17 protein-coding genes are annotated in these 23,190 nt (G+C 50.3%); 4 read left to right on the forward strand and 13 right to left on the reverse strand.

What is annotated here, in order from left to right; all coding sequences use genetic code 11:
• Positions 1 to 274: 274 nt before the first annotated feature.
• The 7 genes from ABD937_RS14245 to ABD937_RS14275 all read right to left on the reverse strand — a co-directional run bounded on the left by ABD937_RS14245 (position 275) and on the right by ABD937_RS14275 (position 8,326).
• Positions 275 to 694, reverse strand: a complete 420-nt coding sequence (locus ABD937_RS14245; RefSeq protein WP_345256422.1) for a response regulator — start codon at positions 692 to 694, stop codon at positions 275 to 277.
• 356 nt (positions 695 to 1,050) lie between these two features.
• Positions 1,051 to 1,275 carry a hypothetical protein gene (locus ABD937_RS14250; protein WP_345256423.1) on the reverse strand — a complete coding sequence of 75 codons (225 nt, stop codon included), beginning with the start codon at positions 1,273 to 1,275 and terminating at the stop codon, positions 1,051 to 1,053.
• A 100-nt stretch (positions 1,276 to 1,375) separates the two neighbouring features.
• Positions 1,376 to 3,214 (reverse strand): PAS domain S-box protein, encoded by a 1,839-nt coding sequence (locus ABD937_RS14255; protein ID WP_345256424.1) that lies wholly within the window; start codon positions 3,212 to 3,214, stop codon positions 1,376 to 1,378.
• 169 nt (positions 3,215 to 3,383) lie between these two features.
• Positions 3,384 to 3,818 (reverse strand): hypothetical protein, encoded by a 435-nt coding sequence (locus ABD937_RS14260; RefSeq protein ID WP_345256425.1) that lies wholly within the window; start codon positions 3,816 to 3,818, stop codon positions 3,384 to 3,386.
• Positions 3,819 to 3,870: 52 nt separating this feature from the next.
• Positions 3,871 to 4,278 (reverse strand): hypothetical protein, encoded by a 408-nt coding sequence (locus tag ABD937_RS14265; RefSeq protein ID WP_345256426.1) that lies wholly within the window; start codon positions 4,276 to 4,278, stop codon positions 3,871 to 3,873.
• 403 nt (positions 4,279 to 4,681) lie between these two features.
• Entirely contained in the window at positions 4,682 to 7,696 is a 3,015-nt protein-coding gene (locus ABD937_RS14270; protein ID WP_345256427.1) for a sensor histidine kinase, read from the reverse strand.
• A gap of 3 nt (positions 7,697 to 7,699) precedes the next feature.
• Positions 7,700 to 8,326 (reverse strand): LuxR C-terminal-related transcriptional regulator, encoded by a 627-nt coding sequence (locus tag ABD937_RS14275; protein ID WP_345256428.1) that lies wholly within the window; start codon positions 8,324 to 8,326, stop codon positions 7,700 to 7,702.
• 193 nt (positions 8,327 to 8,519) lie between these two features.
• Between ABD937_RS14275 and ABD937_RS14280 the strand changes: the two genes are divergently transcribed.
• Positions 8,520 to 14,009, forward strand: coding sequence for a beta strand repeat-containing protein (locus ABD937_RS14280; RefSeq protein WP_345256429.1), 5,490 nt, complete (start codon positions 8,520 to 8,522; stop codon positions 14,007 to 14,009).
• A gap of 119 nt (positions 14,010 to 14,128) precedes the next feature.
• On the opposite strand, the gene ABD937_RS14285 is transcribed toward ABD937_RS14280, so the two are convergent.
• From ABD937_RS14285 to ABD937_RS14305, 5 genes are all read right to left on the reverse strand, one after another.
• The gene (locus ABD937_RS14285) at positions 14,129 to 14,578 is read right to left on the reverse strand and encodes a response regulator (protein ID WP_345256430.1); all 450 of its coding nucleotides are present in this window, start codon (positions 14,576 to 14,578) and stop codon (positions 14,129 to 14,131) included.
• 73 nt (positions 14,579 to 14,651) lie between these two features.
• Positions 14,652 to 14,954, reverse strand: a complete 303-nt coding sequence (locus ABD937_RS14290; protein ID WP_345256431.1) for a hypothetical protein — start codon at positions 14,952 to 14,954, stop codon at positions 14,652 to 14,654.
• 1,080 nt (positions 14,955 to 16,034) lie between these two features.
• The gene (locus tag ABD937_RS14295; RefSeq protein WP_345256432.1) at positions 16,035 to 17,618 is read right to left on the reverse strand and encodes a recombinase family protein; all 1,584 of its coding nucleotides are present in this window, start codon (positions 17,616 to 17,618) and stop codon (positions 16,035 to 16,037) included.
• Between the two features lie 241 nt (positions 17,619 to 17,859).
• A complete protein-coding gene (locus ABD937_RS14300; protein WP_345256433.1) occupies positions 17,860 to 18,795 on the reverse strand; it encodes a hypothetical protein in 936 nt (311 codons plus the stop codon).
• 255 nt (positions 18,796 to 19,050) lie between these two features.
• Positions 19,051 to 19,332: a hypothetical protein gene (locus ABD937_RS14305; RefSeq protein WP_345256434.1), complete on the reverse strand. Its 282-nt coding sequence runs from the start codon at positions 19,330 to 19,332 to the stop codon at positions 19,051 to 19,053.
• 431 nt (positions 19,333 to 19,763) lie between these two features.
• Between ABD937_RS14305 and ABD937_RS14310 the strand changes: the two genes are divergently transcribed.
• Both ABD937_RS14310 and ABD937_RS14315 read left to right on the forward strand, forming a co-directional pair.
• Positions 19,764 to 20,501: a PKD domain-containing protein gene (locus tag ABD937_RS14310; protein WP_345256435.1), complete on the forward strand. Its 738-nt coding sequence runs from the start codon at positions 19,764 to 19,766 to the stop codon at positions 20,499 to 20,501.
• Between the two features lie 786 nt (positions 20,502 to 21,287).
• Complete coding sequence (locus tag ABD937_RS14315) at positions 21,288 to 21,611, forward strand: hypothetical protein (RefSeq protein WP_345256436.1); 324 nt, start codon at positions 21,288 to 21,290, stop codon at positions 21,609 to 21,611.
• Positions 21,612 to 21,974: 363 nt separating this feature from the next.
• Here ABD937_RS14315 and ABD937_RS14320 read toward each other — a convergent pair whose 3' ends face one another.
• Positions 21,975 to 22,439: an RrF2 family transcriptional regulator gene (locus ABD937_RS14320; RefSeq protein ID WP_345256437.1), complete on the reverse strand. Its 465-nt coding sequence runs from the start codon at positions 22,437 to 22,439 to the stop codon at positions 21,975 to 21,977.
• Between the two features lie 250 nt (positions 22,440 to 22,689).
• On the opposite strand from ABD937_RS14320, the gene ABD937_RS14325 reads away from it, so the two are divergent.
• Positions 22,690 to 23,166 (forward strand): c-type cytochrome, encoded by a 477-nt coding sequence (locus tag ABD937_RS14325; RefSeq protein WP_345256438.1) that lies wholly within the window; start codon positions 22,690 to 22,692, stop codon positions 23,164 to 23,166.
• Positions 23,167 to 23,190 lie beyond the last annotated feature (24 nt).

The raw sequence follows: 23,190 nt of genomic DNA on the forward strand, positions 1-23,190 counted from the left end.
ATGGTAAAGCTCAAACGACTAAAGCTAGGGCGAGTTCACGAGTAACTTTTTGGTCGTGATAGCTGCAGGAGTTGACGTTTCAACCATGGATCGAAACACTATGGCAAATCCCTAAAGAGCGCCTTGGCCGGTCACAGCTCAATCGGCTGACCAATAACGCAAAACAGTTCCACTCTCGTTATTTATTTCAATGAGTGCGCGCAGTATTCTCTTGATTCGAAGAGCTCAATCCGAAGTAACCGGGTTTAGAAATATGCACAATCCACAGCCGGAATCATGTGTTATTGATGTGACGGCAAAGATCCCAATAGGAAAATATGGCGCGAAACATAGTCGTTATTTCCGCCATCGTTTTCGGCTTTTCGAAGTATCCCTGAACACTTAATGCGTGTGCATGACGAACGGCGACTTTGCTCGCGTTCGTTGAGATGAACACAAAGGGTACCCCTTTTGAGGCGAGATAAGGATCTTCCATCACTTTACGACGCAGCTCAAAGCCACTCATGCCGGGCATATTGACGTCGGAGATAACCACATACGGCTGGTCTTCAGTTTCAGAAAGGTATTCAAGCGCTTCACTGCCATTATTGAAAAAGCGGATTTCGTTGCGCATGCCAACTACATGGATGGCATCCGTGTAAATCTCCTGATCGTCGCGATCATCTTCTATAATAACAATAGGACCTTTATTCATAGCTGTGTTTATCCACTGAAAAAATGGGGCCATTTTTATTTAATTAAATAGTAGCGACATGCTACCCCAATGCCGCCTAAATAATAACCCGCAGCCATCGCTTTGTATCTTAAAATTGATGCGTGACGCGCATATTGCCTTTGTGTGCCTTAAAGCCCTGGCCTGATAGTCGTTCGATGTCAGAATTTGGCCCCCATTGCCAGTAGTGCCGCATGACAGTTCTACCATCACTTTTTTGAGGACATTCAGCCCAAAATGATTATTCGCCGGATTTATATTCTGCTCCGCAAGTGATAACCCTATCAAAAAGCTTAAAGGACGTTTTCGCAACAGAATGCCAGGCTTGTTATAGAGCGTTATTCTTCTTTGCCTTCCTCCTTCGTTATTTTCCCTTTCCAGCCTTGCATAAGCAAATTCTCCTCTTCTCGGAGCACTCTCATGTGCTCAAGCGTTTCGCGGATGCGGCTATTTAAGTGTTGCAATTGCCTAGCAGGAACCTTCTGCCGGACGCCTTCTGCAAACTGGCGGGTCAGGTCCACCAGTTCTGCGTTCAATTCAAACCATTGCGCAATTCGGGTCATTTTATTCTGGCTTGTAATAAAATACTTTATGCTGTGTCGCTGTTCAATAATATTTCCGAGGTGCCTTTTTCGCTGCACTGGGGACGCTGCATGCCGCAGTCTAAATTTTCTCGCCTTTTTCCGGATGCGGTATCACTACCTGCAGCACCGTTCCTCCATCGTTTCCAGGGCTTAGCTCCATCCTTCCCAGATAATAGTCTACCCGGTTTTGAATATTCTTGAGCCCCAGCCCTTTCTTTACCTTCCTCTTATCGAAGCCTTTTCCATTGTCTGATAGCCGTATCTGTATGCGTGTTTTCGTCAGCTCAAGGAAGATCTCCGCTTTTGTTCCTTTCGAGTGCTTTAGAATGTTATTCATTCCTTCCTGGATGATCCGGTAGATAGCGATCTGGTCTTCCTTGAGCAGTTTGTCTGCTCTTTCAATTCCAAGCACTGAAACCGACACCTGAAGACGGTGCGTGGCATTCAGTTCATCCGCCATTTCCTGGATGCCGGCCAGCAGGCCGAGATCGGCTACTTCCGAGGGGTTAAGGGCATGGCTAATGGACCGGAGTTCTTTGATAATCTGCCCCACGGCTTTGTAACTCTTTTGAACAAGTTCCATTGAATTGGTACCTCCATCACAAGCTACCTCCAGCATCAGCTTGCACGAGGCAAGCATCTGGTTTACATTATCGTGAAGCTCTAGGGAGAGCTCTCGCCGCTCCTTCTCCTGTGTTTCGATGACCGACCGGACTAATTCGCGTTTCTGTGACTTTTCCACTTCCAGTAGCCGCTGCTGAAGGCGAACCCGTTCACTCATATCCTGAATTGCACCCAAAACTCGCGTGACACCGGTACCCTCCCTTCTGATGACCGCGCGGTCCAGGACATACTTGTAGGTGCCATCAGAGCATATATATCGGAATTCAAGTTCCCAGCCGTTTGCCTCTTCGTCGCGCAAGGCTTCGAAGTAGCTTGAGCGAATGCGATTGCGATCCGCGGGGTGAATCATCTTCAAGCGCTGCCGGATGGTTGTGGCCGGCTGCATATGGCCAAAAAGCGTTTGAAACCCTTGGCCGTTATAAATTCTTCCCTCTTTCAGGTTCCAATCGTAGACGGCGTCGGAAGTAGCCTCTTTAATAGCTCGGTATCGTTCTACCCATTCCTTAAGCTCCAGTTGAAGCGATACTTCAGAGGTAATGTCGACGCCCCAGCCGGCAATCATTCGTTGTCCATTGAGTAGAATCGGGAATTTGAACGTTTTTAAGTATTGATGACTGCCGTCTCTCAAAATGGCTTCTTCTGTTGCTGCAATCGTCTTATTCTCTTTCAATACACGCAGGTTATTGAACAGGTAATCGATTGCCATTTGATCAGGGAACAGCTCATGAATCGATCTGCCAATAGCTTCTTTCCCTAATCCATAGCTTTCCATGTATTTCGGATTCATGTAACGCATGATGCCTTCGGGATCCGTTATCCATCCCACAAGCGGTGATTGTTCCATGAATTGCTCAAAGAGGTGCTGTCGCTCTGCCGATAGCCCCTCCAATTCCTGTTGGGTTACTTTGGCGGCAGCCAGCGCTTTGGCAGCGCTGATGTCCTTGAGCAAAACCGCAATCCCAACGGTTGCGCCTTCCCTATCCTGAAGGGGAATATCCCGGCAGTGCAGCCATATGGTTGATCTATTTTGGGTGGCTACTTCGACTTCGTATTCCACTAGTTCGCCCTGTAATACTTTAGCCATAATCCGGTGCAGGGCATCGTGGCGATGATCCGGGAGGCTGTTTATCATATGATCGCCGGGCTTATAGGAGATTCCATATGCATTGTAGGCAAGGCGATGCCCGTACTCATTGAGATAACGAACCCTTAGCTCGGTATCCAACAAAAAGAAGCCGTCTCCAAGAGCTTCAAATACATTCTGGTATATCGAGATGTGGTCTAGTGAATACATAGTTAATCGATCTCCCGAACTATTCGCCTAGCATTTTATCCTTCCTTTAACTGTTCAAACACATTCGTGCTGATCTTGCTTTTCTGGCCTCAACAAGCCCGTGGGGCGTAGGGATCTGGGCGCTTTGTTGCAGGCAATTAGGTCACCTAGAATGAAAACCTATTTCTTCTCAACACTTAGAATGTCGGGTTTCCTTCAGCGCCGTGTCCCTTATCTGGAGCGCTAGGCGCCGTCCGTCTTCCAAATCCACCGGGCGCTTTAAAAGGGTGATCCCGGTACTTTGAATCCACAGCTCATCACCTTCCCGCAGCCCCGAGTCATAAATGCCGAACTTCGTTTGGCGACAATGGGGATGCTCCAAAAGACGAAACAGGAATTCTTTCCCTGTCATCATCTGGATATCATTGTTGAAAATTATCAATGCAGGGCCGAATGCCGGACCCGATAGTCCGTCAAGGTGTTGTAAAAGATCCAATGACCAACTGAAAATGCGGACCTGCGACACCCATTCGATTGCCTCGAAGTCAAGGTGCGTTAAATGTCGATTGTCAGGATCTTCGTCCAGAATGAATACTGCTATTGGCTTTTCCACCTTGTTCAACATATATCTGGCTGTATGATTTGCTCTATAGGAATGTCTCTAGCCGGTTTCCAGATCAAAACATCGAGAACAGGAAATCTTCGGTTGATGTTGGATTGTTCCTGCTCCTTTGATTGGCATTTGGATCTGGTATCCAGTGATTTATTTGTTGCATTTCTGCGATCGGTGCTTCTTCTAAGCCGTATCCTTTCTGTGAACGTGATGATATCGCATACGGCTGTCCCTTTCTGCCGAGTTTGAATGTGAGTGTCACCTTATCGTTTTCTGCAGGAATCCGACCCTCAATATCGGCATGCACTATGGCATTTAGGACAACCGAAAAGGTTGCCACACGATATTTTCCTTCGTTGCAGGCAGCATTTAGTTGCTGCTTTGTCCGGTGAGTGCTATCATCTCCCCACAACACCAGAGGGGTTGAGCAAGCGAATGCGAGCTCAAGAAGAATCAGGATCCTGCGATGCATTTTTGTGGGATTTTGCCGGTGCAAATTAGTAGGGTTACTCAGTTTATTATTTGTATTTCGACGAATTTAACGGATGAGACGCCGGCCAGGTAAGTCGTTGAAAATAAATATTTTTTTGTAGTAATAGTGCTACATGGTTATACCAGGCAAGAGCGGAATTTTGGACCTTCTTTTTTTACAAAATCTGCGCAAACCCGCGGGTCCGGGTGGAAGCGGCGCATGTATATATCATAATTTTTCTGATTCAACTTCTTGGTTTTTGGGTATAGGCTTCCGGCAACGGAAGCTTTTTTCTGCCTGCAAGTAGAAGTACCAAGGGCGTAAGTACGGCTAAAGTAGAAGGCCCCTGTCTCCAGGGGCCTCGCTTCATAGGGATAAAATGCACTGACTGGAGATAACCATGTTAGACTTTTGATAACTCCTCCAGGTTTGGAAATTTTACGGAGATTGCGGTGCTTCCTGGCTCGCTTCTTATCGAGATTTCACCTTGGATGAGGCGCAACAGGTCCCGGATGATCATGTAGCCAAAACCTTTGCCCCGGTTGTCGGTTTCTTTAGGAAGGATAGGACGGCTAAGCGATTCCGTGAGCTTACGTTGCAGGCCCTCAGGGATACCCTTTCCATTATCCCGGACCTCTAAAAGCAGCCAGTCGTCTTCCCGCGTGCACAGGAGCTCAATCCGCGTACCGCCAGAATGTAAGGAGGCATTCAATACGAGATTATAGATAATCACCTGCAATGCGTCTTTATACTGAAACACGATATCCGAGTACATCATCTCCGCATCAATTGTTTGTCCGCGGGAGCCGGCTATCGGCTCCAGCAGCGCGAGAACATGTTGTGCCACTACGGAAAGTGTAAATGCTTCAGGAGCGACCTGTATCTGCTGGTGTTGCAATTTGATCCAGTTAAGCAGGTTTACAGAGAGCAGTTCCAGTTCGAGCGATGTGTCATTAATTGAGTCGACGGCCTTTTCCCGAAGGTCAGGGTCCATAATACGTGCATTTTCCCGCATCATGGATGTCGCCTGGTGTATATAACGCAGTGGCGTAATGATATTATGCCCGATGACGGAAATCAGCCGCTCCTTTAAACTATTTGCCTCGGACAGGAGCTCCAGTTGCTCCTCCAGCTGTTTGTTTTTTTGCCCTACCTCATGCGTGCGCTGGCGAATCACATCCTCGAGTTCCTGGCTTTTGCGTTGTAATCTGTTTGTTCGCCAGCGGATGGTCATCCAGATCAGTCCCGCTACAGCAATGGCCCATAGAAATAGAAATGCCGGTTGCAGGTACCAGGGATGGTCAATTCGAAAGCTTACCTGTCGGGTGCTAAAGGCGCCGGCTTTGAAGCCAGAGAACGTACGCACCTCGAAACTGTAGCTTCCGGGCTTTAGTGAGGCAAAGCTGAAGTTGTTGAGCTGCGCAGGATCAAAAAGGTTCCAGGTTGTGTCGTTTGTACGCTCGTCAGGGTGCCTCAGGCGGTACCAGGCATACAAGTTTTCAGGCGTGCCCCAGAAAGGAAAGGTTACGGAAAAGCGCAGTGTGTTGTTTCCACTCGGCAGGTGCTCTGGAAGTTGTGCGACCACCTGGCCATTCACTTGCGTTCGTACAAGTATTATTCCCGCTGGCGCCGGCAATTGGAGCGAATCTGGGTGTAGTTGCGCCACCCCGTTCATGGTTGGAAACGAAAGAGTACCGTCCGGCAGGACAACATAGGCCGGTTGGCAGCCTCCGTTTAATTCCGTTTGCGTCAGGCCATCGTGTTCCCCCAAGTGGTGGTAATACACCGGTGACCCGGTGCGTGCGGCATCAAGAAGGGCACGCCACTCAGCGATGAAAAGCCCGTTGTTGGTACTGATATAACAGCGGCCGTTGTCATCCAGCGCCACCGCGTGAGTGAACCGAAGAAAGCCCTGCTTATCCTGCGGCAGCCGGAACACCTTGCCCCGTTCATACACGAACATACCCTCTCCATAAGTACACAGCAGCAGTGTCTCTTTCCACCTGAGAATAAATCGAATTGGTGCGCTTTCAGAAACCGGGACGGATGATAACGTTCTGCGGTCCAGATCTACGAATCGAAGCTGGTTTTCTGAGCCCAGTGCCAGAATGCCGGGTTTGTACTCGGTGGCCGCGGTGTTTTGCAGGAAATGACTTTTTGCGCCTCCCATACCAGGAAAGCGGAGTGCTTCATATAAGCTGCCGGCTGAATACCGATACACCCGGTACCCGGTTACAACATACAATGTTCCCCCAGTTTCGGCGAAAACGGTCCAGTTACTGCCGTCCAGCCGGATGGAGCTATCGACGCGCCCTGTATTCAGGTTGTAGCGGAACAGCGAATCAGAATGAGCGAAGAAAAGCTCGTTGCCGAATCGTACAAGGTGTGGTGATCCCGAGACCGGTAACGATCGGTGTTGAACAGCTTTCCCGCGTTCGTAGATAAGGCCGCTGTGACTTGCGACCTCCTGGGCGCTCAACACAGCCTGGCCATAGGTCACAAGCTTACCACTTTCTATTGATTCGGGCTGTTTGTTTAACTGGTGTACCGACTGCTTGCGCAGAAAGTAGAGCCCGTCGATGCGGTCGGCAAGAACGATCACCCCTTTATTTTTGGGCTGGCGAGCCAGGAACGGACGTGCAGTAGAAGGTAAACCATCGAAGAGCAGCGTGCCGAGAAGCAGCTGCCCCCTTTCCTGTAACGAATAGAGCTTGCCATCTTGAAAAACCATCGGTAAGTCGCCATCCGGGTTTGCCACAAACCAGCGTATGCCGCCATGGGGTAAGCCTGAAACCGGAACGGGAAGGAGCCTTTGATCACTCCAGCGCCAAAAGCCTTCCCGGCCGGCAATGAAGATTCCGCGGGCCGTTTTAAAAATTTGCCCCTCGGTTAGTTGCGGAATCAGAAGCCGTGGCCCACTCTTGCTTTTAGAATAGACACTTTTATAAACGATCGCGAGCCAGGAATCCTTACCCAGCGGCACGATGGCAGAGGGTAGAATCTGGTCGCTATTGCGGTCTATTTCCGAGAGGACGCCTCCTTCTCTGGTGAGTGCGAAGGAGCGCGTCAGCAGGGGACTCTCCGTCTTTCGGAGCCGCTTTATCTCCCCATCCCGGATGAGATAAATTAAGCCGTTATCGCAAAGTGTATAGATCCCGCCACCGCCTTCGGTTGTCTTGCCCATCTGGAAAACCCGGCCCTCGTTCAGGCCGGCGGGCTGAAGCTTTTGCCCATCCCAGCAGACAATCCCTCCTTCCGTCCCAACCCAGAGGAGTTGCGTTGAGGATTCCCATTCCAGCCCCTTAACGCCATTGGCAGGTAATCCTTGCTTGTTTGTGAAATGCTGAACTGAATAGCCGCCCTGTGCCAGCGTAAATACCGGCAGAACGAACAGTAAGATCGAAAAAATGCTTTTCAAGAATTAGGGATAAATGCTATTGATGGCGGCTTTCTCTACCAGTTCCACTACGTTGCTGACACCGACCTTTTCATATATTCGGTTTCGAAGCGTGCTCACCGTGCTCTTATGGAGATTCAGGGCAGTTGCAGCGGCGCCAATCCCCTCGCCCCGCAAAAGATAATGCAAGACTTCTAGTTCGCGGGGCGAAAGCTGCCGGAAAGGGTTTTCTTCTTTTTCTTTTTGCAGGTTAGCTGCCGGGGATTTCTCGAATAAAAAGTTCTTCAGCGTTTGTTCAATCAGGGCCTGGGGCGAGCCCTTGTGTAAGTAAAGGTTGATGCCAATTTTCTGCAAAACCGGCGCATATACATCAGCCGGGAGCATACTATAGACCATTATTTTCAAGTCGGGAAAAAGGCTTACAACATTGGGGAGCACCTCGAGGGAGTTGCCGTCTTTGAAAATCATATCCACAATGAGGTGTGTCGGAGTATACTTGCGAACGTGGGCGAGCAGTTCTTCGCAGGAAGCCGCCTCGTAGAATTTGGAGATACCGTATTTAAAGTGAAGCAGCATCTGTAGCCCGGTGCGAACAATGGTGTGATCGTCCGCCGAGAGTACCGAAAGCGCTGTTGTCTCAATCTTGCTCATCCGTTACAAAGGTGGTCTTTTCCTAGAGGCCGGTTTGTAGTACATGTGCTACAGGGGTTATTACTTAGTCGAACTAAGTTTGCATTCTACACCCCTCCTACGTCTCCGCACATAGTAAACTTCTTAGTCTTTTCCTGCCACCCTTAAATGGGTTGAACGTATCATTTTGACAAAATGGTGCGTAACGGGAATCGTGTATCTGGTACACAAAGATGGTCGATGGGCGGTATGTCAGGTGCGGTGGCTTTCAATAACCTGTAAGCAAATAAACGGTTTTATTTATATGATCCAACAAGTTCTGACGATTCTAAGCGCTTCGCGCCTGAAAACGCTCGCGACGTTCCTCCTTCTGATCGTCACCATTCAATCGACTGCCCAAACCTATATTCCGGGCAAAGTTGTACGCCCTGCGACACTGGCCGCTTCCCGCTCTGTTCTGGATCCGAATAGTGATGGCTTCGTGTCGTCAACCACCAATGGCTACTACGGCCAGGACGATGTGAGCGCATCGAACAATGAGCTGCAGTATAAGCCGATCTATCCCTTTTTCGCCGAGCCAAACTCTGACCTTCGCCGTGGCCCCGACAAGCGCTTTACCGACTATGTTCCCAGTACCATCGATAAGGCGTCCTACTATATGTATTACACCGGTTCCAACGTGCTGTTCCGGGTACGTATGGGATCGATCATTCCGGGTGCGAAGGGATATAGCTTCCTTATCGATATTGATGGGAAATTTGGGGCCAGCGGACCGCTTGCTGACCCGAACTATCTCGCTCAGACAACTGGCGTTGGCGGTAACCCTGGTTTCGAGATCGAAGTCGATCTTTTTTCCCAGGCATCGCAGACGGGTATTGCCGTTTATAATATTGATGGCAAGGACAGGCGCAACGATTTCCTCCCGGCCGTGTGGAGTGTACAGAACTGGCTGGAATACTCTCAGGTGTCCATGGCCGCTACATCCGACAACGGCGATCCCGACTATTACGTCGATTTCTATGTGCCATTCAGCGTGCTCAGCGGTATCAATTTCGCCGCGCCTACCTTACCGACAAATATTACCACCAGCACCCCCTTACGCATTATTCCCACCACGGTGATGGCCCCGCTGCCTGCGGTGGGCGGTCCGAAGTCAGACATTTATGGTCTGCCGGACAACCTTTATCCCAGCGCTAATGACGAATACATCGCAATGCTTGGCTCCATGCCCCCAATTTCCATCGGTAACTTTGCTTCAGGCGGATCGGGACAAAGCAACACGGCCTGTACGGCCCCGCCGACTATTAACAAAGTAAGCAGTGCCAGCGCTACTACGACGATATCTGGGACCTGGACGCCGAATAATACGTCGGGAGCGATTCGGACCAATGTCGTGATTACCGTGTATCGCAGCACCAACGGAGGGACTTCCTATACGGCAGTAGGAACCACAACGGTTACCGCTGCAACCCAAACTAGCACCGTTAACTGGTCGCTTTCCGGCGTTCCGGTCGCCAGCGGAAACTTGTATTATGCCACCGCACAGGCGCCTGGCGAAAGCACCTGTTATCAGAGTGCCACAACTACGGCTGCCAATTGCGCCACTCCCATTCCAGCACCAATCTTCGATGCCACCTGTAATACAGACGTTACCGCGAACGATTTCTCTAAAGGCTTTTCCTTTACCAACAAGCCCAGCACCTATTCTTCCAGTTTCGCTCATATATCGAACATCACCCGCGGCACTACTGCTGATCAAACAGCCGGCTCGGGTGTAGCGGGTACCGGAAATATCGGCAACCAGAATAACCAGACGATTTCCAATCCGTTTGCAGAGACGGGCGGTACTGCCCCGAACGTATCCTGGACCTTTTCGGCTGGATGCTCGGGAGGAGCCCCGCTCAGTTCCGGTTCCTACAGGATCTGGTACACCGACCCTAATGGATGTGCCTCCAACGTTACCACCGCATGCGTGGTCGGCTCAGGCCAAAATAAGCTTCTTGGAACCGGCAGCAGCCTGACCGTGCCGGCACTAACATCGCCCGCCAACGGCGTACTAACCAGTGCGACGACTTCCATGACGGTGAGCGCCACTCAAGGTTCTACGGTTACCTTCTTTCTCAACGGCGTGTTACAAGGGACTGCGGTGGCGGCAAATGGCGGCGTTTCGACACTGGCTATTGGTACTTTAGGCTTCGTAACCTTTACGGTTCCCGCAGGCACCCTGAGCCAAAGCGACCGTGTCCGGTTTATTTCCGAATACAATACCGGCACGCTGGCTACTTCCTATTGCGGGCGTAACTCCGACCCGATTGTCGTCAGCTGCACAACCGAAGCTCCGAACTTCACTACCAATAGCACCACCAACCTGATGCAGCCCAGCAGCCCCGGCGGTTTTATCCAGGGCACCTCTTCTTCGTTCGGCGGCACCGTGCGCATCTATAACAGCACGGCCCAGTCGACGGTACTGGGAACGGCCACCGTCGGCAGCACCGGTTCCTGGACCAGTACGGTTACTCCGGTAAGCGGACAGAGCTATGTTGCAACTGTAACGGCCACCAATGGCTGTGCCTCCGGCTATTCGCCTGCGCTGCTTTACAACAACAGCACGACACCTTCTTCGCGCTGTACCGGAGCGGGCATCAGCAGCTATACGACCAGCTACCTCAATGGCACTTCCTATACGGGAGCCGGCACTTCAGTTACCAATGGTCCCCCGGCCTCATCAACCTTTGCCATGAACGCCTTTGCGACTTCTGTTTCGGTTTCCTGGACGGGTGCGCTTCCGGGCGCCGGATTGGTAAGTCTTTATGAAGACGGCAACTTCGTGGCCTCTACCCGCGTAGCCGCCGGCGCAACGACAGCGGTATTCAGCAATGGAACAGCAACTGGTGACAACCTTGGCTTCTATACCGGTACCTCGGGCTCTACCTCACCCGGTAATGTATACTTTACCATTTCCGATACGAGCACGACTCTTCAAACCTACCTGCCGGAAACGACCTGCCCCAACGTGGGGGTAGTTACCTGCCCTGTCACGACCACCACTCCGACCCTGACAGTGGCCAACTGCCCGACTTGTACGGCTACCGGATCTTCGAGCGCGACCGTGCCCTCGGGTGGCACCGTGACGTTCAAGCTCACGAACGTAACGCCCAACACGATCTATGCCCTGCGCAGCAGCGCCGGCACATCCTACTCCAACACCTACACGGTGCCAGCCAACTTCACCGGTACTGAGATCTACCTGACCTCTTTTCCTATTACGGGCACAAGCGGTTCGACGGTAACAATCGAGGCGGTAGGCACCACGGTGATTGTTAGCAATAACGTAACGGTCTCCTGCGCGGCAACGAGCACCTCGGCTACCGTTACGCTGGGCAATGCCTCATCATTAAGCATCAATGGTTCCGTTTTCAATGATGTGGATGCTTACCCCAATATCAGCGGTACGCCTGTAAGCGCAGTGACAAATGCTGCCTTTGGCAACGCAAGCCGCCCGCTTTATGTGTACCTGGTCAACAGCTCGAACGTCATCCAGGCCGTCAGCACGGTGAGCAGCGGGGTGAACAATACGGGAAGCTATGTCTTTACCGGCCTTACGAGCGGAGCTACCTACCGGGTCATATTGGATACAGTAAGCAACCGCACCATTGGCGGAGCGCTCACAACTGCATCGGTACCGTTTGGCTGGGCGCATACCGCCGAAGGAACCAGTGGCTCTGCAGGTGATGGAACTGCGGACGGTATCATGACAATATCGAACCTGACGACTTCGCAAGTGGTTGACTTTGGCCTCAATGGCATTCCAGTTGCAAATACAGCCACCGCCACCGCCCAGGTGAACCCGGGCGGCACAACTTCAGTCACCGTCCCTGCTACCACGTTCTCGGGGTCTGATCCGCGCGATGTAAACAACACAGGCCTTGTGGAGTATATCCGCATCACTTCGTTCCCCACCAATGCTACGTCAATTACGATCACCGGAAGCGAGAAGCGGGGCGACCCATCCGGTACGGTGACTTACTATCCCAACAGCGGGGCTATCCCCTCTGGCTGTGTCTCCTGCTCCGTTTTCCCGGCCGGCGGTGTTTATGTGCCTGCGGCAAGCAGCGGCACCCCCACCAACAGCGGCGCGGTACAGGTGGATCCAACCACGGGGGCGGTCACAGTTGGCATCTCCTATGTTACCGTCGATAACGCAAACAAGGAGAGCGCTACCGCAACAGCCAGCCAGCCCTTCACAACGCTTGCGATTTCGGGTACGGTCTACAATGATTTCGATGGGCTTACCGATGGCCAGATCGACGGCGTGGTGACCAATGCTGCTGGAAAACTGCGAGTTAATGCCATCAGCGGCGGAAGCGTCGTTGGAAGCGCTATTGTAGCCGGCAACGGTACCTATAGCATTGCTGGCCTCGACGTGGGAACTTATACGTTGGTATTGGACACTACGGGAACTAACCTGAGCGCCCTGGTGCCGGCTGGGTATGCATTTAGCGGAGAGGGCGCCGGCGCGGTATCCGACGGCACTGTCAATGGCACGCAATCCGTATCGCTCACGGCCAGCAATGTCACGGCCCGAAATTTTGGGGTCAACCAGCTTCCGACAGCAGATGCCAAGTTGTATATGTTCAATCCGAATAGCAGTCTTCCTTATGTAAGCTCGGTGTCTGTTGCCAGCACCGCCAATGGAGCCAATACCTATGCGGCTCGCATCACGCTCTCGGGCTACGCGTCAAGTGGAGCAGTACCCGGGGCGCTCACCGGGCTCGACCCGGACGGCAATGAAGGCAGTGCACTAACCCTTCAGGACGCTACTACAAACACCACGGTCATCATTGATCCGGCTACTTATGCAGGCACAAGGGCAGGTAGTGCTTATAGCAACGCCATCATGCCCGAGTATGCAGGTATCCAACTGCAGCCTGGTGGTTGCCAGGGCTCCGATATCGGTAATCCGGCCTGCGCCCTTTACAATAGTACCACCGCCAAGTGGGAAATCCCGGCCTATGACCTAGGCCAACTCACGCTGCTGGTGCGTAACGGAGCTTCGGGGATAAACTTCAGCTATTCGTGGAAAGACAAGGCAGGCGGTACCGGCACCATGGCGCAGTATGCGGTTCAATTCTCTTCGCCACTCCCCGTGCACCTGCTTTCCTTCACGGGTGTTAGCCGCAACAGCGATGCCGTTCTCAACTGGGCCGCTGAAAATGAAGTTGACTTCCGGGGCTACAGTGTAGAACGCAGCTTTGACGGACGCGTATTTACCGAGGCAGGTTTCGTCAACGGCCGTAACCAGTCGTCCGTACAGCAATACCGGTTTGAGGACAATCTTATTGGGCAGCAGCATGCACGTGTCTACTACCGACTCAAGCAGGTTGACATCAATGGAGTTTTCCGATACAGCAATGTGGTTAGTCTTTCTTTCGGCGGTGTAGAATTAGTGAATGGCGTGAAGGTTAGATCCAACCCGGTACGCGGACATCTTCAACTCCTCGTTTTCAGGACGCATGCTGCACAAGGCCGGTTTATTGTTACGGATGCAGCTGGAAGGGTTGTTTTAACGGGAAATGAAACACTTTCGGCTGGCTTAACGCTGGTGACACTCTCTATTCCGGGTCTCGTTGCAAACGGATCCTATCAGGTAGTCACATTGGTGGGAGCGGAACGTTTTACCAGCCAGATCATTCTGGCTCGATAAGAAGAATATTGGTTGGTTTAGAATAAAAGAGCCCCTCTATGCAGAGGGGCTTTTCGTTATCGTGCCGAGTTGGACCTTTCGGTTGCAAAGCCTTTGAAATGGATTTGAAAGCTACCACCTCAGTAGCCGAGATTGCCTTTAATACGTTGTTTTAGTTCATCGCCACAATGAGCGAGAATTTCCTCGGCAATCATCGAGACATGTTGTGTGGAGATGGGCTTTGTGATAAAGCCTGCCTGGTGCGCCTTGGCGAACTCCGCCTCATGGGGCATGGTTGACGTGGTAAATAAAACCACCGGAATATCTTTTGTTATTTCCGAAGCTCGAATTTTCCGAAGCGTCTGTTTCCCATCCATGAGGGGCATATTGACGTCCAGGATGATCAGGCAAGGCTTGCTGTGGTTATCGTCCCAGGTGGATACATAGCTCCAGAGGGCAAAGCCGTTAGTGAACGAGACCAGTTCGATGAAGTTGTTATAGGGCCTTAAAATGTCCCTCATCATTTCCAGATCATCTAGATCGTCATCGGCATAGAGCACGAGACTTTTTGGAGGGAGCGATTTCGTCATAGCAGAGGTGTGTCTTGAGCGCCAGCTAAGGTAGCAATAAAATTGGAATGATTCCGACCCTCCGTTAACAGAGTCACACGGCTGATTGTTCATCTTTGCCATCCTGTTTACCTTCCGGAGGAAGGTCTCGGACATGAATCTGGCCTAAATAAGGAACAAGTAAATCGGTTTCGTTCGAACATCGTAATTCAACAATATCCTTTCGGTAGATTTTGTAAATGACCTCTACGTAAAATCCATAGAGTTGAAGTAGAACAGCTGTATGGCTCCCGACCGATCTTTTTCCCACATAGGCGCCATCCCGGTGAAGCAGGTCGTATTGCTGTACAACCGGGAGTTCCATAAATTCTTTAAGGCTGGTCACTTTCTTGGTCATAGTCGTAAAGCGGACAAATGTCCGGGAGTTTCTTATTCATTCCATAGATGGGCTGTAAATCACTTTATTCATATTTAGAGTGGTCCAATGTTTATTCAATTCATCCCAAAGCAGATTTGGTGTAGTCACTTTCCAGAAAGTAAAACCCTGAGTTTCTCGCCGGCGATCATTTCGTCTTAGACTGGGCGTATCCTTTTTTTTGATCGTCCAAACGGATCTCATCTTAGGTTTATTATAAACGGGAAGGAACTTTGCCCACGCGTTTGGTTGAAGGCTGCCGGCTACAGCTAAGCGCGCGGTGGATGCTTCAGCTACCACAAACAATAGCTGCAACTTTTCTTGAATCCTATCCAATTGCCTCCCGTGCTCTAGTGCAAGGGCATTTCGCCGAAAACCTGTATCAACTGCGAACAGACCACTGCCTAGTCGAATTTTTTCCCTGGAGAATGGCCTTATAGCACCCGTGCTGGCCTCGGACAAATAATCGCAGCTGAATTTCAACCACTTCGAGCTGTACATGAACGATCATACGGGCTTTACTAAGTCTCGATAGGAGTGCGCTGCCTTTGGGGAGCATTGTAACAGAGATACGTTGCTTGGTTGCCACGCCTTGCACTCTGCGCTGAATTTCTTCAACCATACCATTGCGTAATTCAATAATACAGAAGGAGCCAAGTGCGAAGCCTTGTTTATATTGTTTATGAACACTTTTGCAACTGAATTACAGTCTTGTCCAGTGGATTTTGGCTGTGACGGCTTAGAAATAGACGGAGCGAACTTCAAGAGCTGCTTTTGAATGGTAGCACCATGGGGAAATATTTCGACTTGGATCAGAGGCGATTTTGTTTAGGACTAAATATAGGTTCTAGCCTTCCTGGGCGCAGGACTGGAGTCGAACCTCACTGCCCTCATCGTCATTGCATCCTGAGATCCGCCGACGTTTGTATTCGGTTCTGATCTCAACAGGCAATTGTCAGATTGACAAGTCATTGATTAACAATAGGTCACATTTGAAACAGTTCGACATTTGTTCGCCACTCTCCACGCTTTAAAAGAGCCTCGCGGAAACGCGGGGTTTTTTTATGTCCCTACCTGAAGCTGGCTGGAGCGTACCGCTGGAAGCGGGAAGGTCATCGGTTCGACTCCGTTGTCCTCCACAACACCGGACAGACTCAAATTTTTGAAGATCTGTCCGGTTTTTTTATGTCTGGAACCCGCGTCCATGGCGAGTATCAGCCGAAGCGCTTCGTTTATACGAGCGGTTCGACATTCGTTTTTCGAAAAATGGAGCTTTTCCGGAAAAATCGAACCGAGGATATCCTTTTTCTGATGGATGTCGGCCCGGTTGTAAAGCGCAGGCAAATGCTCCAACACGGATAAACCCTTTTTCAATAGGTCTTGCATTGGGTATTGCTCCGCCGTCTGGCTTGAAAGCTCCGCCTGCAGCTTTTCCCGCTCGGTCTTCAGGCGCAGCTGCATCCGGTTAAAGGTTTCGGCGTCTACCTTACGATCAAAGTAGTCTTCCTCGATATTGCGAACGCGCTCTTCGTTTTTACGGATATCTTCTTCGATTTTCTCCTTTGGCCGCACCTTTACCGTAGACTCTTTTTTGAGCAACTGCGACAGCATCATTTTATAGAGCGTAGCCGCATTTTTAGAAAGACGGATCTCCTCTAGAATAGCCTCGACCTGCTCATGCACCGTAGAAGCTCGTAGGCGTACTTCATGACAATGATTGCAATGGTAATAGGCATGATAACCATTCCGCCCTTTTGAGGCGCTGCCGGTCAGCGGCTTTTGGCAGTTTCCGCATAAGATCGCCCCTCGTAACGGAAAATCAGGCCTTTCCGACTTTGCTTTTACAAACCCTCTGCTGATTAGCCTGCCATCTAAAGCAACTTGTGCGCGTGTAAATAGATCCGCCGACACCAACGGGACGTGAATTCCCTTTACAAAGTAGGTGCTTTTGTCCTCGTTCTTCACGCGGACCTCTCCCACATAGACCCTGTTGCGGATCAATTGCGAGAAGGTGGAGCGAGAGAAATACTTTCCGTCTTTTTTGAGCCTTTCCCGTACTTCGGCCTGCGTTTTTCCTTGCGCAACGAGGGTAAAGGCCTTCTTCACTAATTCGGCCATGGGCCCGGGTTCGATTCGGGAAGTCCCTTTTTCATCCCACACTGTTTTGTAGCCGAAAGGCGGTACGCCCAGCCAACGCCCCTCTTTCTTCGCCGAACGGACACCCGCGGTGATCTTCATTGAGCGCCGGCGGTTGTCGATATCCGGGATGGCCAGGTAAACCGAAAGCATCATCAGGTTCTCCGGTATACTTAAGTCCATTGGCTGTTCGATCGCCTGCACTTCCACGCCGAGGCGCTTCAAGCGGTCAATCATGGAAAAGGACTCCGTCAAGTTCCGTGAGAACCGACACCAGGTAGTTACAAGGAGCAGATCGATCTTGCCCTTGTTTGCTTTCAGAAACTGCAGCAGCTTTTTAAACTCGGGGCGATTGAAGTTTTTTGCAGAATGGTCCTCGCGGAATATGGCAGCAACTTCATGTCCTTCCTTTGTGCAATAGGCGTTTAATGCTTCCTCCTGATTTTGGAGGCTATAGCCTTTGGCCTGTTCATCAGAGCTCACCCGGGTTGCCAGAATCACTCGCTTCATGTGGGGTCGTTTTTTGATCGTCTAAAAAAATGGCACAGTTGATTTGCGCTAAATTCCATAGGAAGGCTGCGATTTGCTCAACTTCCTGCTCTGTATAGGGGTCCTGAGCACCTTTGTTCAGAACGCGCACGCAGGTTTTGGGGTCCAACATCGGTATCGGTGTTGCAGCCCGGCGTCCTGTGTTTCAGGTACGAGGGCGGTGCGACCATGGAACCTGGGGCTTCCAGTATCCTTATCTTGTTCATAATTTGTGCTTTTGGATCTTTTTGCAGGCGACGGGTTTCCCGTTTTCGGTAATGATTTCAATTTTCTCATAGCCGCCAGCAAGTATGATTTCAGACAGACGCGCAGCGGCATTTACTTTTAGATCGTGGGTGATCTCCACTTGCTTCATCTTTCCGTCACTCTTGAAATGGACGGTGATTGATCTTGGCATTTCACTGCGAATCAATTCCAAGATTTTGCGCTCCTCCTTCGTGTACACCTCGCTTAATATTTTTTCCTGTATGAACTCCTTTGCCAGGAAGAACCCAACGATCTTATTGATACATAAGGAGATGTGCGCGCTTCGCTTCGCATTCTTAATCAACTGGTTGCCCGGATGATCTAAATCCGTGCTTTCTTCAAATGGAACGTGACTTCCATCTTTACCAACAAGCAAATAGAGTGGACTTTTGCGGGTCAGCACATATTTGACATATATTAATAGATAAGTGCTCTGCCGGCGCAGTACTTCATCTTTGTGACTAAGCATCACCTCCAGCATTGCATTTACCTGAATGGAATTCAAGCCTAATTGCTTTTGCAATGCGTCTTTTATCTCAGCCGGATTTTGGTTGATTTGGTTATATAAAATGGAAGTACTTGAGGTGTCTAGCAAGTCGTTTTTGAGTTTGGCAATGGCTTCCTTCTCCATTCCGAAGTCGCGTAATTCTTTCACGATTCCGAGCCAGATCAGGTCCAGAAAGGAATATCTACGGCGGGCTGAATTGGTGGCATCATCAGGCAACAGATTGTAAGCCCCTACCTTCCAGTAGTGTAGAATACGCGCATGATTGTCAATAAAGCTTAAAGCTTCAGTAGCGTAGTCCTTCTGATAAAGCATTTCAGCAAGCTCTGTATACTCTTGCTCTCCCACATTCAATATGTGGTCGATTGGGCTGGCGTTCTCGCTCATTGACCAAAGTTAGCAATTTAGGCCGTTAAATTACGATATCGTAAAAATTATGCGCTTGATTCGATATTTGTAATTAAGTCGAACGGTCTTGATACAGCCGGTGGTCAAAGGGAGGTCTTTGCAAACTACTTTGTAAAAGGCCGGTGGTATCATTTCAGGAAAGGGGTTATCTTTCTCAAGCCATCATGAACGTGAAGTTCCCTAGATAATATGGGAGGCTCTGCCTTATATACTGGTTCTTGATGGGTCTGAAAGCTAGTTGAGTCGATTTGTGTTTCTGATCAACCGGTAAAGCTCTTTATGGTTTGCCCGCGTCTGTTCTAAATTCTCGAGGGTTGTCGTAAAAACCTGAATGAGGAAGCTGTCCTCAGGAGAGGTATACCGCAAGGCTCGTTTTACCTTCTCGATCTTGCTTTCCAACTCTTTTATGTAATCTTCCGGGTACATCCCTTCAATCGTTGAGATAACAAAGCTAAAACGAACAGCAACGCTCGAAGCAGAAGAGGCAGGAAAAGTCAAGGCATTGAGAAAATTCAAAATCAGAAATTCTGATGCTCTTAATCCAAAGCGGGAAGCCCCGGTGAATACACGGGGTTATTACCTATCCAACTGCAATATGGCCAAAGGCCGACAGGGCAGTAAAAGCCCGAATCGGCAAAGAATCATGACAAAAGCGACTGATGCCTTGATTTGCCGTATTTCCTACATTGTTTCCTTTGAATTAAACGACTACTTTTGAACCGAAATTATTGCTGCGTTACTATCTGGCCCTTCGAACCGACCAAATTTGATTTTCAGATAGCAGCTACAAATACGCATAAATAGCAACGGCAGCCACGTTAAGGCGTGGGGCCGCTTATTATGCGTATGCGCTCTTGGTCGGGCGCGAAGGGCTGGTAAGTTAGGTCTCACGCCGTATTTTATACCATTCCCTGCAGGGACCAGGGGAGCCTTTCAAACCGACCAAAATGTTCTTTAAACGTCTTCCGGCCCTGATTATGGGTTGTGTAGTTCTTGCCGCATCCTCATTTTCCTGTTCTAAGAAAGGGAGTACAAATGATACTCCTGTGGTTGCCGACTTCACTTTTTCCGGTGCCGGCTTTCCGCCCTCGATCGTCTCCTTTTCAAATCGATCATCCGGCGCTGTAGATTATCGCTGGGATTTCGGTGACAATTCCACGTCCACTTCCTCAAATCCGAGCCACACGTACACTACTGCTGGTACCTACACGGTTCGCTTAACTGCTACTGGAACCGGCGGAGCAAGTAGTACAACCTCAAAGTCGCTCGCAATTGCGGCGCCCACGAGCGTGAAAATTATCGGGATTAAAGTGCAGTCGATCCCCTTCACTACCACCAACGGTAATTCCTGGGATATTCTACCGAGTAGCGGCCCGGATCTGTACCCTGTCCTTGGAGATTTTAGCAATAATGTACTTTACTCACATGGCACTTATACGCCTGATGTTACTGCATCGATGCTGCCGCTTTCGTACGCCTTCGCTCCGGCTTTCCAGATTAACAATTTTGGAACTACCTACAAAGTGTGGCTATATGATCGTGATCAAACCGCGCCGAACGATGAATATGTTGGTGGTTACTCATTCAATATGAACGCTGCTGCAGCAGCCGGATATCCTTCATCGTTCACCTTGTTTACCACGGGCTCTTCCACTAGGGTTGACTTGATCTTACAGTGGCAATAATTCTCATACAAAGGCTGGTCGTAACAGGTAGCTGCTGTTCCTCCACGTTCTCTGGAACTTATTTCTCAGTGGGTAGTTAAGGACCAGTACATCCGCGTAAAGCGGCATTGTTATAGCGAAACTGTTTTGTCCGGTTTTTAACGTACAAAAGAATCCTTCAAACTAACGTTTGTTTGGTCTTATCTTCGCATTGCTTTAAAAGGCCTCGCAGAAATGTGGGGTCTTTTCATTTTTGTAAGTGCCGGCAGTGTGCCCGACCGGAAGCTGTGGCAAAGACTATACTCCCGAGTGAAAACGATACATTAGCGTTTTCTGCTCTCCCCGACATCGGGGAAACATGCAGTCGGTTTTGGCGGCGACTCCGGCGATAGCCGTAGTTTCTTTTGGGAATTGTTCGAAACAGTGAAAACAAATATCGAAACCAGATGGCGGCTATATAGGCGTTTGGCTTTCGTGCAGGTACGCTCGATACGAGTTGCGGGCTATGAACAGCTGCTCGTTGGTCAGCAAACCTGCGAGACAAGCGCTCCTCGTATCTGCCGCCGCATTCGAAACGTTTTGCTTCTGAATAAAGTCCGAAAGCAAGGCAACTGTTGGAAAGTATAAGATCGAGTATTTCACAAAACAAAGCTACTATGCTGGAAAAGGGATCAGCACGTCCGGCTTTCCACACGGCCTAATAGTTGTGGTTAAAACATCCGGGGCATTCGGGCGTGAGCAGTCTGGGTTATTATGTAAGCAGAGCGAAAATCATATATTTGAATACACAATTGTTGAGTTAGGGTTATGGATCAGCAGATTCGCTTTGAATTTGATGGTAAGCAAAGAAATGCAACGGTGCATATCAGCCTGCAGGACGACGGGTGCTATGTGTTTACAATGGTCAGAGACCCCGACCTTATCGAATGTTTCGGACCGGATATCGATTTTGAAATTGACAGAAATGGTCACTTCGTGCGGTCGTCAATTAGCAGGTCCACTGACCTTCTGCGTTTGCAGAGCGCAATCCTTAAAGCCACGCAGAAACTCCCGGAATATGATCAGCAGAGAAGCCGTCTTGAACGTACGGAATCGGAGCGCCATAAATCTGATTCAGAGAATAATCGATAAGCCGTGCAAATAAATTCAGAGGACGTAAACGCAATATGGCTGGAACTCAATGCCCGCCTGACCGACCTGAGCCGGCAACTTGCCGATGGTATTCGAAGTAAGGATCGGCGCGAAAAGCTTTCCCAACTGAACAAGGACATAAGGGCTACTGTTGAAGAGATGCAGCGGTTTCGAAAGAAGTATTTTTAAGCCCAGACAGTCACGCGGTATTTTTGGTTGTGATTACTCCTCCGGTGTCATGCAGATTGATATTGGACGCAAGTGCTACAATGTCGGTTACGGGGCTGATACATCGCCGATTCATAAATTAATGGTACAAAGGCTTGGAAAAGAAGGGAAGCATCGAGCCGGAGCGGAGATACATTATCGGGCGAATTTTTCGAATTGCCCCTCTACCATCAGGCTTCTCAGTAGCGCCGCCCGACCCGGCGATAGCAAACCTCCGATTGTGTGACTCGAAAGCACAGTCCGGATGTCATCCTGGATACCTTTAAAATGTTCGTGCATCGGGCAGGGGTTACGATGGTCGCAAGCGCGGAGCCGCAGGATGCAGGTGTGGAAGAGGGCCACGCCGTCGGTGGCTTCCACGAGCTCGATGAGCGGTTTCTCTAAAACCCCTTCGGCCAGCAGGAAGCCGCCCCGCTGGCCTTTCGAAGACACAAGTATTCCTTTTTGTGCCAGCTGCTTCAACACCTTTCGCGTGAAGTGCATCGGAACCCCCAGCTCCCGTGCGATCGCTTCCGTCTGCACCGGAGCACCCGAATCACTTGAAGTGGCGATGTAGAGTATTCCGCGGATTGCATACCCGAAAGATTTGGAGAATAGCATGTTCCCGTAAAGTTATCGTCTGAAGCTCCGGCAGCAATTGACAAAAGTCATATCAAGGTAATACCCCCGGATGCGAAGGCCTGAAATAGGCGCCCCTGCTGCGTTTCCGGCGACGCGCACCCCTGAATCGGCGCCCGCCTGATTTCTATCACTCTTCAGTTTGACGGCACTCATCATCAGCGCTGGCGGCGGCCGATAGTTTTGAGTCTGAATCGAGATACTACTGTCTCATTAACTCAAAACTATTGCGATGAAAACGAGAAAAGTCCTGGCTGCTCTTCTGATTGTTTCGGGTATTTTGGTCGCCTGTGGCGGCGGCGGCGGCGGCAAGCAAGCCACCGGTGAAGCTCCGTCGTCCACCGAGCCAGCCCCGGCCACATCCCCGGCTGCACAAAGCGAGCTGCCCGCAGTCGACGTTAAACTGACCACACCACTCGACCAGAAGATGGTAGCCTCCGGTAAGGCAACCTATGAACTAAAGTGCCAAAGCTGTCACAAGCTAACGGATGAAAAACTGGTCGGGCCGGGCTGGAAGGGCGTCACCCAGAAGCGGAAGCCCGAATGGATCATCAACATGATTACCAACGTGGAGATCATGCTTGAGAAAGATCCGGAAGCCCAGAAGCTTCTTGAAGAGTGCCTCGTGCGTATGCCAAACCAGAACCTGTCCGGAACCGAAGCCCGCGAAGTGCTCGAATTCATGCGCAGCAACGACGGCGTGAAATAAACTACCAGCAAACGAATAAATCCC

The organism is Flaviaestuariibacter amylovorans, from assembly GCF_039541815.1.
In the GTDB taxonomy this organism is placed as follows: domain Bacteria; phylum Bacteroidota; class Bacteroidia; order Chitinophagales; family Chitinophagaceae; genus Flavisolibacter; species Flavisolibacter amylovorans.

Coding starts and splice junctions, on each gene's coding strand:
- ABD937_RS14245 (WP_345256422.1), bottom strand. CDS start 694: ATGAATAAAGGTCCTATTGTTATTATAGAAGATGATCGCGACGATCAG.
- ABD937_RS14250 (WP_345256423.1), bottom strand. CDS start 1,275: ATGACCCGAATTGCGCAATGGTTTGAATTGAACGCAGAACTGGTGGAC.
- ABD937_RS14255 (WP_345256424.1), bottom strand. CDS start 3,214: ATGTATTCACTAGACCACATCTCGATATACCAGAATGTATTTGAAGCT.
- ABD937_RS14260 (WP_345256425.1), bottom strand. CDS start 3,818: ATGTTGAACAAGGTGGAAAAGCCAATAGCAGTATTCATTCTGGACGAA.
- ABD937_RS14265 (WP_345256426.1), bottom strand. CDS start 4,278: ATGCATCGCAGGATCCTGATTCTTCTTGAGCTCGCATTCGCTTGCTCA.
- ABD937_RS14275 (WP_345256428.1), bottom strand. CDS start 8,326: ATGAGCAAGATTGAGACAACAGCGCTTTCGGTACTCTCGGCGGACGAT.
- ABD937_RS14285 (WP_345256430.1), bottom strand. CDS start 14,578: ATGACGAAATCGCTCCCTCCAAAAAGTCTCGTGCTCTATGCCGATGAC.
- ABD937_RS14290 (WP_345256431.1), bottom strand. CDS start 14,954: ATGACCAAGAAAGTGACCAGCCTTAAAGAATTTATGGAACTCCCGGTT.
- ABD937_RS14295 (WP_345256432.1), bottom strand. CDS start 17,618: ATGAAGCGAGTGATTCTGGCAACCCGGGTGAGCTCTGATGAACAGGCC.
- ABD937_RS14300 (WP_345256433.1), bottom strand. CDS start 18,795: ATGAGCGAGAACGCCAGCCCAATCGACCACATATTGAATGTGGGAGAG.
- ABD937_RS14310 (WP_345256435.1), top strand. CDS start 19,764: ATGTTCTTTAAACGTCTTCCGGCCCTGATTATGGGTTGTGTAGTTCTT.
- ABD937_RS14315 (WP_345256436.1), top strand. CDS start 21,288: ATGGATCAGCAGATTCGCTTTGAATTTGATGGTAAGCAAAGAAATGCA.
- ABD937_RS14320 (WP_345256437.1), bottom strand. CDS start 22,439: ATGCTATTCTCCAAATCTTTCGGGTATGCAATCCGCGGAATACTCTAC.
- ABD937_RS14325 (WP_345256438.1), top strand. CDS start 22,690: ATGAAAACGAGAAAAGTCCTGGCTGCTCTTCTGATTGTTTCGGGTATT.